14 protein-coding genes are annotated in these 12656 nt (G+C 65.0%); all 14 read left to right on the top strand.

Features of this window, described 5'->3' with window-relative positions:
- Nucleotides 1–140: 140 nt before the first annotated feature.
- Entirely contained in the window at nucleotides 141–635 is a 495-nt protein-coding gene (locus AS156_RS14275) for a universal stress protein (protein ID WP_066504993.1), read from the top strand.
- Nucleotides 636–939: 304 nt separating this feature from the next.
- Nucleotides 940–1509 carry a NifU family protein gene (locus AS156_RS14270; RefSeq protein WP_066504990.1) on the top strand — a complete coding sequence of 190 codons (570 nt, stop codon included), beginning with the start codon at nucleotides 940–942 and terminating at the stop codon, nucleotides 1507–1509.
- Nucleotides 1510–1596: 87 nt separating this feature from the next.
- Nucleotides 1597–2295: a tRNA (adenosine(37)-N6)-threonylcarbamoyltransferase complex dimerization subunit type 1 TsaB gene (tsaB, locus tag AS156_RS14265; RefSeq protein ID WP_066504984.1), complete on the top strand. Its 699-nt coding sequence runs from the start codon at nucleotides 1597–1599 to the stop codon at nucleotides 2293–2295.
- Nucleotides 2292–2777, top strand: a complete 486-nt coding sequence (gene rimI, locus AS156_RS14260) for a ribosomal protein S18-alanine N-acetyltransferase (protein ID WP_066504983.1) — start codon at nucleotides 2292–2294, stop codon at nucleotides 2775–2777. Before tsaB ends, rimI begins: the two co-directional genes overlap by 4 nt.
- A 53-nt stretch (nucleotides 2778–2830) precedes the next feature.
- Nucleotides 2831–3283: a Fur family transcriptional regulator gene (locus tag AS156_RS14255; RefSeq protein ID WP_066504975.1), complete on the top strand. Its 453-nt coding sequence runs from the start codon at nucleotides 2831–2833 to the stop codon at nucleotides 3281–3283.
- A 61-nt stretch (nucleotides 3284–3344) separates the two neighbouring features.
- Nucleotides 3345–4019 (top strand): HAD family hydrolase, encoded by a 675-nt coding sequence (locus tag AS156_RS14250; protein ID WP_066504973.1) that lies wholly within the window; start codon nucleotides 3345–3347, stop codon nucleotides 4017–4019.
- Nucleotides 4020–4211: 192 nt separating this feature from the next.
- Nucleotides 4212–5603: a tRNA (N6-isopentenyl adenosine(37)-C2)-methylthiotransferase MiaB gene (gene miaB, locus AS156_RS14245; RefSeq protein WP_066505347.1), complete on the top strand. Its 1392-nt coding sequence runs from the start codon at nucleotides 4212–4214 to the stop codon at nucleotides 5601–5603.
- Nucleotides 5604–5608: 5 nt separating this feature from the next.
- The gene (locus AS156_RS14240) at nucleotides 5609–6664 is read left to right on the top strand and encodes a PhoH family protein (protein WP_082747509.1); all 1056 of its coding nucleotides are present in this window, start codon (nucleotides 5609–5611) and stop codon (nucleotides 6662–6664) included.
- A 68-nt stretch (nucleotides 6665–6732) separates the two neighbouring features.
- Nucleotides 6733–7230: an rRNA maturation RNase YbeY gene (gene ybeY / locus AS156_RS14235; protein WP_066504970.1), complete on the top strand. Its 498-nt coding sequence runs from the start codon at nucleotides 6733–6735 to the stop codon at nucleotides 7228–7230.
- A 1-nt stretch (nucleotide 7231) separates the two neighbouring features.
- On the top strand, nucleotides 7232–8347 hold the full coding sequence (locus AS156_RS14230) for a hemolysin family protein (RefSeq protein WP_066504967.1): 1116 nt from the start codon (nucleotides 7232–7234) through the stop codon (nucleotides 8345–8347).
- On the top strand, nucleotides 8344–9957 hold the full coding sequence (gene lnt / locus AS156_RS14225) for an apolipoprotein N-acyltransferase (protein ID WP_066504965.1): 1614 nt from the start codon (nucleotides 8344–8346) through the stop codon (nucleotides 9955–9957). The genes AS156_RS14230 and lnt overlap by 4 nt, the downstream gene beginning before the upstream one ends.
- Nucleotides 9958–10219: 262 nt before the next feature.
- A complete protein-coding gene (locus AS156_RS14220) occupies nucleotides 10220–10642 on the top strand; it encodes a helix-turn-helix domain-containing protein (protein ID WP_066504963.1) in 423 nt (140 codons plus the stop codon).
- 105 nt (nucleotides 10643–10747) lie between these two features.
- Nucleotides 10748–11872, top strand: coding sequence for a M20 family metallopeptidase (locus AS156_RS14215; RefSeq protein WP_066504960.1), 1125 nt, complete (start codon nucleotides 10748–10750; stop codon nucleotides 11870–11872).
- The gene (locus AS156_RS14210) at nucleotides 11869–12609 is read left to right on the top strand and encodes a tRNA (guanine(46)-N(7))-methyltransferase TrmB (protein WP_066504956.1); all 741 of its coding nucleotides are present in this window, start codon (nucleotides 11869–11871) and stop codon (nucleotides 12607–12609) included. The genes AS156_RS14215 and AS156_RS14210 overlap by 4 nt, the downstream gene beginning before the upstream one ends.
- The last annotated feature ends 47 nt before the right edge of the window (nucleotides 12610–12656 follow it).

Here is a 12656-nt window from a genome sequence, read left to right as displayed (position 1 = left end):
GCGCCCTCTCCCAAACGGAGAGGGAGTGTGGCAGCATGGGCCTCGTTAGAGCATGATCTGTTCGGAAAACCGCTGCACATTTTTCGCTGACGCGGCCCTCCGGGTCCGGATCATGCTGTTGGCTCAGCACCGGGACATGCATGACCACCCAGCGACGCAGCTACGAGACGGGTCACAAGCCGAAGTGCCTGGTCATCGTCGACGACACCGCGGAATGGGACCGCGCCGTCTATTATGCCAGCCGGTGGGCCAAGCGGGTCGGCGGCGGTGTGGTGATGCTGCGGGTGATCGAGACCGAGGACCAGAACCAGCAATGGCTTGGCGTCGCCGACATCATGCGCGCCGAGGCCGAGGAGACCGCCAGTGAGGCGCTCGACCGCGCCGCCGGCCGCGCCAACGGGATTGCCGCGATCACCCCGGAGCGGGTGATTCGCGAGGGCGACCCGACGACGCAGATCCTCGATGTGATCGAGAAGGACGTCGATATCGCGATGCTGGTGCTGGCCGCGAGCCCCGGTCCCGAGGGGCCGGGCCCCATCATCACCACCATGGCCAAGACCATGGGCGCGTTCCCGATTCCCGTCACCATCGTGCCCGGTGGGCTGACCGACCCCGAGGTCGACGCGCTGTCTTAGATGGAATCCGCAGACCTCCGTCATGGCCGGGCATAGCCAGCCGAAGGACGGCGTCGCTTCCGCTCGCCTATGTCCCGGCCATCCACGTCTTTCTAGCGTGCGGCACCGAAGAGGTGGATGCCCGGCACAAGGCCGGGCATGACGAGCTTGGGAATGCAGCCCTTCATTGTCGGCCTCGCCACTCAGAATCAGCTGCTGCAGGCCCGGAACCGCGGTTTTACGCCTTGATCGCTGCCTTTTTAGTTGCCATTTGATAAGGGAACCCAACGTGCCGGCCTTGAACCGGCGACGCCGGAGACAGCAAATGTTCATTCAGACCGAAGCCACGCCCAATCCCGCCACCCTGAAGTTCATTCCGGGCCGCATGGTGCTCGAAAGCGGCACCATGGAATTCTCCTCGCCGGAGTCGGCCGCACGCTCGCCGCTGGCCGAACGGCTGTTCGCCGTATCAGGCGTCACCGGCGTGTTCTACGGCTCCGACTTCGTGACCGTGACGAAAGCGGACGGCGACTGGCAGCACCTGAAGCCCGCGATCCTCGGCGCGATCATGGAGCACTACATGTCGGGCGCGCCGCTGCTCGCCGACGGCTCCGCCGGCAGCGACGATCTCAGCGATGAAGAAGACGAGTTCTTCAGCGAGGAAGACGCCGAGACCGTCGCGCAGATCAAGGACCTGATAGAGACCCGCGTGCGTCCCGCGGTCGCCAATGACGGCGGCGACATCACCTTCCGCGGCTTCAAGGACGGCATCGTCTATCTCAACATGAAGGGCTCCTGCTCGGGCTGCCCGTCATCGACCGCCACGCTGCAACACGGCATCCAGAACCTGCTCCGGCACTTCGTGCCCGACGTGCAGGAAGTCCGGCCGATGTAACGGGAGGCGAATGGTGAATGGCGAATGGCGAATAGCAATCCGCTCTGATTCCCTATTCGCTACTCCCTGCTCGCCATTCGCCCCCTCATGATCGTCCTCGCCATCGATACCGCACTCGACGCCTGCTCTGCGGCCGTGCTCGACACGACCGCCGGCACGACCATCGCAATCGAATCTCAGGCGATGCAGCGCGGCCACGCCGAGGCGTTGATGCCGCTGATCGCGCGCGTGATGCAAGACAGCGGCATCGCCTTCACCGCGCTCGACCGCATCGCAGTCACCACGGGTCCCGGCAGCTTCACCGGCTTGCGCGTCGGCCTCTCGGCTGCGCGCGGCATCGCGCTCGCCGCGGAGAAGCCGGTAGTCGGGCTGACCACCCTCGCCGCCTATGCCGCACCTGTGGTCGCCGAGAATAGCGAGCATCCGATCCTGTCGGCGATCGACGCGCGGCACGATCACGTCTATTTCCAGGTGGTGGGCGGCGGCGGCGATCCGCTGGTGAAGCCAAAGGTGGCGCCGATCGCGGAGGCGCTCGAGGCCGCCAAGCTCGGCACGCTGCATCTGGTCGGCAACGCCGCGAAGATCCTCGCCGAACGCTGGCCTGCGGACGCTGCGCCGCCGTTCAAGGTCGACACGCAACCCGCGCCCGACATCACCTGGGTCGCCTGGGTTGGCGCGGCGATCGATCCGACAACCGCGCCGCCGCGTCCGTTCTATCTGCGCGCCCCCGATGCGAAGCCGCCGCGGAATCAGTTCCAGCTCAGCGCGCAGCCGTCAGCCAAATGATCCCCTGGCTTTCACGATGGTGGGGCGGCGATACGCCCGCGATCGAGCCCGCGACCCTGCGCGACGCGGCGCGGCTCGCGCAATTGCACGCCGCGTCGTTTCATCGCGGCTGGGGCGAAGGCGAGTTCGAGACGATGCTGACCGAACGCAACACGCTGGTGCATCGCCTGAGGCAGGGACGCAAGGTGATCGGCTTTGCGGTCTCGCGCATGGCTGCGGACGAGGCCGAAATCCTGTCGATCGCGATCGATGCCGGCCAGCGCGGGCGCGGCCTGTCGCGCGATCTGCTGCTGACCCATCTCGGCCACCTGGCCGGCCGCGGCATCCGCACCATCTTTCTCGAGGTGGAAGAAAATAATCAGCCGGCGCGACGGCTCTATGAACGGGTCGGATTCGGTGTGATCGGCCGCCGCGAACGCTACTACAAGCAACCGGGCGGGGAACATTTGAATGCGCTTCTGATGCGGCGCGACTTGTCGTAACATCCGCGCAGTGGCAGAACAGCGCCTACTCCGCCACCCAAGGCCCGAAACCCATGACCACGGTGAAAATCCCGCCTGCGCCGAAGCACACCGGTATCGAGGCGCGCTGCGCCGCGACCGGCATGCGCATGACCGAACAGCGCCGCGTCATCGCGCGCGTGCTGGCGGAAGCCATGGATCATCCCGATGTCGAGGAACTGTACCGGCGCTGCGTCGCGGTCGACGACAAGATCTCGATCTCGACGGTGTATCGCACCGTCAAGCTGTTCGAGGACGCCGGCATTATCGAGCGGCACGATTTCCGCGAGGGCCGCGCGCGTTACGAGCAGATGCCGGAGAGCCACCACGACCACCTGATCAATCTGCGCGACGGCAAGGTGATCGAATTCACCTCCGAGGAGATCGAGAAGCTGCAGACCGAGATCGCGCGCAAGCTCGGCTACAAGCTGGTCGATCACCGCCTCGAGCTCTATTGCGTGCCGCTCGACGACGACAGCAAGTCGTGATCGATAGCGTTTTCAAGCGAAGTGGACACCGGTTCGCGTGAAGAAAACGCGTCAACAAATCATGAGCTTCGATCTCGTTATTTTCGATTGCGACGGCGTGCTCGTCGACAGTGAAGTGATTTCCTGTCGCGCGCATGCGGACACGCTGACGCGCCACGGCTATCCGATCACGCCGGATGGCGTGCTGAAGCGTTTCCTCGGCGTGTCTGATCGCGAGGCGCGGCAGATTGTGGAGACCGAAATCGGTCGCAAGCTGCCCGACAGCTTCGAGGCCGAGGTCAAGCAGGCGACACTCAGCTTCTACGCCGACGACCTCAGCGCGATCGCGCATGTGGGCGACGCGATTGCAGCGCTCGATCTGCCGAAATGCGTGGCCTCCAGCGGAACGCCGGAAAAGATCCGCCACGGATTGACCTGCGCCGGGCTCTACCACCAGCTCACGCCACACATTTTCTCCGCAACGCAGGTCAAGCACGGCAAGCCCGCACCAGACATCTTCCTGTTCGCGGCCGAGCAGATGGGCGCGCGGCCAGAGCACTGCATCGTGATCGAGGACAGCGTGCACGGCGTCACCGGCGCCCGCGCCGCGGGGATGACCGTGCTTGGCTTCCACGGCGGCAGCCATTGCACGGCGGAACACGAGGACATGCTGCGCAGGGCCGGAGCGGCTGCAACCTTTGCGGATATGCGCGAATTGCCCGGGTTGATGAACCGGATCGACGGCGAATCTCGATAGCCTGAATGTTCGGCACTGTCATTCCGGGGCGACGCGTCAGCATCGAACTATGGCGCGCCCTTGCGCGCCTGAGGTCTGGTCCCTCGGACCATCCCGGAATGACCGGGCGGACCGCTGGATTTTCGCCCCTTTAGGCTATATTTGAGCACCGGCGCCCTGATGGCGCCGTTTCCATTCCGTGATCCGGGTTCCATGACGACGCCGCGCAAGCTGCACATCAAGTCCTATGGCTGCCAGATGAACGTCTACGATGCGCAACGCATGGTGGACACTCTGGCCGGCGAAGGCTTTGTCGAGACGGCGAGCGCAGACGATGCGGATCTCGTGATCCTCAATACCTGCCACATCCGCGAGAAGGCGTCGGAGAAGGTCTACTCCGAGCTCGGCCGTCTCAGGGTCGCCAAGGAAGAGGCCGCGCGCCAGGGGCGCGACATGAAGATCGCGGTCGCCGGCTGCGTCGCGCAGGCCGAAGGCGAGGAGATCGTCCATCGCGCGCCGACGGTCGACATCGTGGTCGGGCCGCAGAGCTATCACCATCTGCCGCAACTGCTGAAGCGCGCCAAGGAAAGCGGCCGCGCGCTGGAGACGGAATTCCCGGTCGAGGACAAGTTCGGCTTCCTGCCGCAGCCGAAGCCGGACGCGATCCGCGCGCGCGGCATCTCGGCCTTCGTCACGGTGCAGGAAGGTTGCGACAAGTTCTGCACCTTCTGCGTGGTGCCCTATACGCGCGGCGCCGAAGTTTCGCGTCCGGTTGCGAAGATCATCGACGACGTCACGCAGCTCACCGAGAACGGCGTGCGCGAGATCACGCTGATCGGACAGAACGTCAACGCCTATCACGGCGACGGCCCCGATGGCCGCGCCTGGCCGCTCGGCAAACTGTTGCAGCGGCTGGCCCAGATCCCCGGCGTGGCACGGTTGCGCTACTCGACCAGCCATCCGCGCGACGTCGACGACTCGTTGATCGCCGCGCATCGCGATTTGCCGGAATTGATGCCGTTCGTGCACCTGCCGGTCCAGTCCGGCGCGGACCGGATCCTCGCAGCCATGAACCGCAAACATACCGCCGATGATTACAGGCGTGTCATCGACCGGTTCCGCGCCGCACGGCAAGATATTGCTTTTTCATCGGATTTTATCGTCGGCTTCCCCGGGGAGACGGAGGAAGAATTTTCCGCCACTCTCGCGCTTGTCACGCAAATCGGGTACGCTGCGGCGTATTCATTCAAATATTCGCCACGGCCCGGCACGCCGGCGGCGGAGATGCGGGAGACGGTGTCAGCAGCAGAGATGGACGAACGCTTGGGGCGGCTTCAGGAATTGATCGACAGCCAGCAATCGGCCTTCAATCGGGCTGCGATCGGCACAACGGTCGATGTGCTATTCGAGCGCGCCGCGCGCAATCCCGGCCAGATCGTCGGCCGCACCGCTTATCTGCAGCCCGCGCATGTGATGGCTTCGCCTGACATTATCGGCAAGATCCTTCCGGTGCGGATCGACAGCCTCGAGCGCTACAGCCTGATCGGCGAGCTTGCGGCATCGTCCACGCCAAGCCTCGTTTCACAGACGACCATTGGAGCCTGAAATCCTTGCCCAAAAGCGCATCGGATTCGTCTTCGCTCGCTCCCAGCCGCAAACCAGACCGCGACATGCAAATGCCACCTGAGACCCAGGTCGTCATCGATTTCGACGACAACCGCGCTGCTTCCGCGCTGGTCGGCCCTTACGGCCAGAATCTCGCGCTGATCGAGCGTCGGCTCGGCGTCGTCGTGGATTCCCGGGGCAATCACGTCACGATCGCCGGCTCGCGCGACGGCTGCGATGCGGCACGGCGCGTGCTCGAGACGCTCTATGCGCAGGCCGTCGAGGGGCACGACCTCGATCAGGGCGAAGTCGAGGGCGCGATCCGCGCCGTGATCGCACAGGGCTCGCTGTTCGAGCTCGACAACAAGGCGGCCAAGCCGACATTCGAGACGATCAACCTGCGCAAGCGGCCCGTGCGGGCACGCACCGCCGCGCAGGACTCCTACATCCGCGCGCTGAAGCGGCACGAGCTGGTATTCGGCATCGGCCCGGCCGGCACCGGCAAGACCTGGCTCGCCGTCGCCCATGCCGCACAGCTGTTCGAACGCAAGGAAGTCGACCGGATCATCCTGACGCGGCCTGCGGTCGAGGCCGGCGAGCGGCTCGGCTTCCTGCCCGGCGACCTCAAGGAGAAAGTCGATCCCTATCTGCGCCCGATCTATGACGCGCTGTACGATCTGATGGACGCGCGCGTGGTCGAACGCGCGCTGCAGGGCAACGAGATCGAGATCGCGCCGCTCGCCTTCATGCGGGGCCGCACGCTGACCAACGCCGCCATCATTCTCGACGAAGCGCAGAACACCACATCGATGCAGATGAAGATGTTCCTGACGCGTCTCGGCGAGAACAGCCGGATGATCGTCACCGGCGATCCCTCGCAGATCGACCTGCCGAACGGGCAGACCTCGGGGCTTGCCGAGGCGGTGAAGCTGCTCGACGGTGTCGAGGGCATCGCGCAGGTGCATTTCACGGCCGGAGACGTCATCCGCCATGAGCTGGTGGCGCGCATCGTGGCCGCTTATGAGGGATTGCCGCAGCGGCCGGCAAACGCCAGATCTTGAGACCAATAGCTTCGGCCGGCAGCCCGCGCGATGCGGGTTCCGGCCACAACGCAGATTTTGGAACCACCGTGTCCTCCTTTCCCGCAACCGAGGTTCTCGTCACCGCCGAATGCTGGCAGACCGAGCCCGACGCCGAAGCGGTGATCCATCGCGCCATCGAAGCGGCCGCCGATGTTGCCGATGCCGATGTCGGGGACGCTGAACTCGCGATCATGCTGACCGACGATGCGGGCATCCGCACCCTGAACAACAACTGGCGTGGCATCGACAAGCCGACCAACGTGCTGTCGTTTCCCGCGTTGCAGCCGGCCGGCGACGGCGGACCGGACGACGCTCCGCCCATGCTCGGCGACATCGCGATCGCCTACGAGACGACGCGGCGTGAAGCCGACGAGGAAGGCAAGCCGTTCGACCAACATCTGAGCCATCTTGCCGTGCACGGCTTCCTGCATTTGATCGGCTACGATCACGAGAATGACGACGATGCCGAGGACATGGAAAATCTCGAGCGCGAGATTCTCGGCCAACTCGGTATCCCCGACCCCTATGCGGATCGGATCGACTGACATGCCGGATTCCGAACCAACCCATGACAATCCGCGCAACGTGAGCAATCTGCCGGCCGTGGTGCATGACGGCGAGGTGCAGCGCCCCGCAGCCGAGAGCTGGCTGGTGCGCGCGATCCGCACATTGTTCGGCTGGAAGGCCGGCTCGGTGCGCGACGACCTGCAAGTTGTGCTCGACGCCTCGACGCCGGACGATGTCGGCTTCTCCGCGATCGAGCGCACCATGCTGCGCAACATCCTGTCGCTCAACGAGCGACGGATCGCCGACGTCATGGTGCACCGTGCCGACATCGTCGCGGTCAAGCGCGACATTCCGCTCGGCGAGCTGATGAGCCTGTTCGAAAGCGCGGCGCATTCGCGGCTCGTGGTCTACAACGAGACCCTCGATGATCCCGAAGGCATGGTGCATATCCGCGACCTGCTCGCCTTCATGACCGCGAAGGCGCGGGTCGCCGACATGACCAAGACGCGGCGCAAGAAGCCGTTCCCGGCTGGGCTAGACCTGCGCTCGGTCGACCTCGCGCTGCCGCTGTCGGAAGCCCATATCATCCGCAAGCTGCTCTACATCCCGCCATCGATGCGGGCGATCGACCTGCTGGCGCAGATGCAGGCCTCGCGCATCCACCTCGCGCTGGTGGTCGACGAATATGGCGGCACCGACGGGCTTGTCTCGATCGAGGACATCGTCGAGGAGATCGTCGGCGAGATCGACGACGAGCACGATTCCGACGAGCCGCCGGCGATCGTCCGCCAGGCCGATAACTCTTTCATTGCCGACGCGCGCGCCAGCCTCGACGACGTGCGCTCGGTGATCGGCGAGGATTTCGTCACCGGCGAGGCCGGCGAGGAAGTCGAGACGCTGGGCGGTTATCTCGTCTCCTTCGTCGGCCGCCTGCCGGTGCGCGGCGAGGTGATTTCGGGACCGGGCCATTTCGAGGTCGAGGTACTCGACGCCGACCCGCGGCGCGTGAAGCGCCTGCGGATCACCACGCGCAAGGAACGGCCGACGCCGCGCAAGGAGCGCGAGCGGCGCCGCGAGCAGGCTCCGGACTCCGGAACACCGCAGGCCAATGACAACACCCCGCCGGCATCCGGCGATGGAGCCGGTCAGCAGTGAGATTCTCCGATAAACTTCGCGCCGCCGGGCTTGCGATCATCCTGACCTGGGGCTGGAAGCGTGCGCTTATCGCGCTCGCCGCCGGCGCCTTGTCCGCGCTGGCGATGGCGCCGTTCAACGCCTGGCCGGTGCTGTTTCTCACCTTTTCGGTCGCGGTCTGGCTGATCGACGGTGCGGCAGCCGGGCGCTGGAACGGCGTGTCCGCGGCGGCGCTATCCGGCTTCTGGTTCGGCTTCGGCTACTTCGTGCCCGGACTGTACTGGCTCGGCTACGCCTTCTTCGTCGATGCGCAGACTTTCGCCTGGCTGACGCCGTTCGCAGTGCTCGGCCTGCCCGCTTATCTTTCGTTGTTCACCGCCTTCGGCTTCGGCCTCGCCCGGCTGATCTGGCCGCGCGATGCCTCGCGCGTGCTCGCGCTCGCGGCCAGCCTGACGATCTCGGAATGGCTGCGCGGTCATCTGCTGACCGGTTTTCCGTGGAACACGTTCGGCTATGCGCTGAGTGAACCGCTGGCGCTGGCGCAAACCGCGTCGCTGATCGGGCTGTGGGGCATGACGTTCCTCGCGGTTGCGATCTTCGCAAGCCCGGCGGTGCTGATCGACGGCTCTTCGCGCGGCCGCAAGCCATGGCGCGCGCCGGTCGCGGCGGTGCTGGTTCTGGCGGCGATGCTCGCGTTCGGCGCGGTGCGGCTGTCACAGCACCCGACCGCGATGGTCGCGGGCACCAAGCTCCGCATCATGCAACCCGACCTGCAGCAGGACGCCAAGTTCAACTACTCCGCCAAGGCGGCGGTGATGCAGAAGTATCTCACATTGTCGGATAAGGCGTCCGGGCCGCAATCCACCGGCGTGCGCGATGCCAATATCCTGATCTGGCCCGAATCAGCGTTTCCCTTCTTCCTGACGCGGGAAGCCGACGCGATGGCGCAGATCGCCGATCTCTTGCCGAAGGGAACCGTGCTGATCACCGGATCGGTGCGCGCGCCCGATCTACCGCCCGGCGTCCGCATCACGCGTGCCTACAATTCCATCTATGTCATCGACCATGACGGAAGCGTGCTGTCGGTCTACGACAAGCTGCATCTGGTGCCGTTCGGCGAATATCTGCCGTTCCAGTCGTGGATGGAGAAGCTCGGCTTCCAGCAGCTCACCAAGGTGGTGGGCGGCTTCATCCCGGGCACGATCCGCCGGCCGCTCGACGTGCCAAATGCGCCGCCCGCGCTGCCTTTGATCTGCTACGAGGCGATTTTTCCCGGCAACATTGTCAATCGCGACGAGCGTCCGGGCTGGATCATCAACGTCACCAATGACGGCTGGTTTGGAATCTCGACCGGTCCCTACCAGCATCTGCAGCAGGCACGGCTCCGCTCGATCGAGGAAGGGCTGCCGCTGGTGCGTGCCGCAAATACGGGCATTTCCGCCGTCGTTGATCCCGTAGGGCGAATCGTCGCGCGACTGGGATTAGGCATCGAAGGCGTGCTCGACGCCGGCCTCCCGGTGGCCATCGCACCGACGATCTATGCGCGCATCGGGAATATCCCGGCCGCTGTAATTGTGATCGTTGCCCTTGCAATCGTATTGCGGCGGCGTTTTGTCAGGCGAAAAGCCTGACGAATATATATTGCCGGTTGTCGCCGAACCCGAAAAAACGTCGAAATTCGCCTCGGCGCGATTCCACCAGTTGACAGATTGACCGTGCGCTTCGCATTGTACGGTCCGAGCGAAATCCCAAGCCAAGTCAGCCCCTTTGCGCAAATTGTCCGCATTTCGTCCCGATCCTCCTCGCAGGATTTGACGGCACCGGCGCCTGAGGCATATTCCGATTCCACCCTGCCTCATCGTCGGGCGCGCACAATCCCTAGGAGAGTTGGAGATGTCTACGAAAGCGCCCAACCCTGTTGACAAATATGTCGGCAGCCGCGTCCGCATGCGACGCATCATGCTTGGCATGAGTCAGGAGAAACTGGGCGAAGCGCTCGGCCTGACCTTCCAGCAGGTGCAGAAATACGAGAAGGGGACCAACCGCGTCGGCGCCAGCCGGCTGCAGCAGATCTCCGAGATCCTGCAGGTGCCGGTTTCCTTTCTGTTCGATGGCGGCCCGAGCGGCGTCAGGACGGCCGACGGCTTCGGCGAGGGCGCCTCGCCCGCCTATGTCTCGGATTTCCTCGCGACCTCCGAGGGACTGGCGCTGACCCGCGCCTTCACCCGCATCGCCGATGCCAAGCTCCGCCGCAGCATCGTCGAATTGGTCGAGCAGATCGCAGCACGCGAAGCAGCCGACCAAGCCTCACGCTGACCATATCCGTTTGAGGGATCGCCAAATCTGGAATATGTCATTCCGGCGCGCGCCCGGTCGTGCGCGCAATACAATAAGGACGAGTTCACAGGCGTCGACATCACCATGTCCAGCAACCCGTTTGAAGCAGCAGCGATTCTCGACGGCATCCGCCGCTGGGTCGAGATCGAATCTCCGACCGAGCGGCCCGATCAGGTCAACAAGCTCGTTGACCTCGTGGCATCAGGTTATCGCGATCTGCCGGCGACGGTGGAGCGCGTCGCGGGACGCGACGGCTGCGGCGATCATCTGGTCGCGCGCTCGTCCTGGGGCCAGGAGGCTCCGGGCGTTCTGGTGCTGAGCCATCTCGACACCGTGCATCCGATGGGATTCATCGAGCGCCTGCCGTTCAAGGTCGAGGGCGACAGTGCGTTCGGCCCCGGCATCTACGATATGAAAGGCGGCGCTTATCTCGCCTATCACGCCTTCCGGCGAATCTGCGCCGATGGCGCACGCGCCCCGCTCGGCATCACACAGCTCTACGTGTCCGACGAAGAGATCGGCAGCCCGACGTCGCGCGCGCTGATCGAGGCCGAAGGCCGCAAGGCCAAATATGTGCTGGTGACCGAGCCGGCGCGCGACGGCGGCAAGATCGTCACCGGACGCAAGGGTGTCGGACGGTTCGACGTGTTCATCAAGGGCGCGCCGGCGCATGCCGGCACGCGTCCCGAGGACGGCCGCAGCGCGATCCGCGAGCTCGGCAACGTGATCCAGACGCTGGAAGCGATGAACGACTTGAAGCGCGGCGTCACCGTCAATGTCGGCGTCGTCAGGGGCGGCACCAAGCCGAACGTGATCGCCGAAGAGGCCTACGCCGAGGTCGACCTGCGCGTACCGACGATGGCCGACGCCAACGAGCTCGTGCCGAAGATCCTCGGCATCACGTCGCGCACCAAGGGCGTCAGCGTGAAGGTAACCGGTGACCTGAATCGTCCGCCCTATGAGAAGAGCAATTCGGGTGCAGCGCTCTACGAGCACGCCCGGACGCTCGCCGCCGAACTCGGCTTCGACCTGCTCGATGTCTTCACCGGTGGCGGCTCCGACGGCAATTTCACGGCGCCGCATACCGCGACCCTTGATGGCCTCGGCGTCGACGGCAAGGGCGCGCATACCCATTACGAGCAGCTCTATGTCTCCTCGCTCGAGCCACGCGCGCGGCTCCTGCACCGGCTTTACCAGACGCTGCGATGATCGCTGCACCGCGCGATGCCGGCGACAATGACGGGCCCGCAGACGATGGCGCGGCTGCCCATTCGCGCGGATCGTTCTTCGGGCGGCGCAAGGGCCACAAGCTGCGCGCGCATCAGGCCGACCTGATCGACAATCTGCTGCCGCATCTGGCGCTCGAGATCGGCGCGCCGGCACCCGAAAGCCTGACCGAGCTGTTCGATGACGGCACCGAGAGCGTCAGGCTCGAGATCGGTTTCGGCGGCGGCGAGCATCTGATCGCGGAAGCGCAGGCGTTTCGCAGCACGGGCTTCATCGGTTGCGAGCCCTACGTCAACGGGATGGCGAAGATCCTGACGCAAATCGAGGCGCTCAATGTCGGCAATATCAGGCTGTTCGCCGGCGACGCCGCGGAGCTATTGGCGTGGGCGCCGGCGCGCTCGCTCGCGCGCATCGACCTGATCCATCCCGATCCCTGGCCGAAACGGCGGCACTGGAAGCGGCGCTTCGTGCAGGATGCGACGGTTGCCGCGATGGCGCGGATCCTCACACCCGGCGGCGAATTCCGCTTCGTCAGCGACATCGACGATTATTGCGCCTGGACGCTATCGCATCTGATGCGCGCGCCGGATTTTGCCTGGCTCGCCGAACGCGCCATCGACTGGCAGCAGCCGTGGCCGGACTACACGATGACGCGCTACGGCGCCAAGGCCGAGCGAGAGGGACGCAAGGCGGCGTATTTGCGGTTTCGAAGACTCTAACATCTCGTCATGGCCGGGCTTGACCCGGGCGTCCACGACTTAGGGCC

Source organism: Bradyrhizobium macuxiense (assembly GCF_001542415.1).
GTDB classification, from domain to species: domain Bacteria; phylum Pseudomonadota; class Alphaproteobacteria; order Rhizobiales; family Xanthobacteraceae; genus Bradyrhizobium; species Bradyrhizobium macuxiense.
Note: the sequence above shows the minus strand (reverse complement) of the source record. Positions and strands in the feature narration are given on the sequence as shown.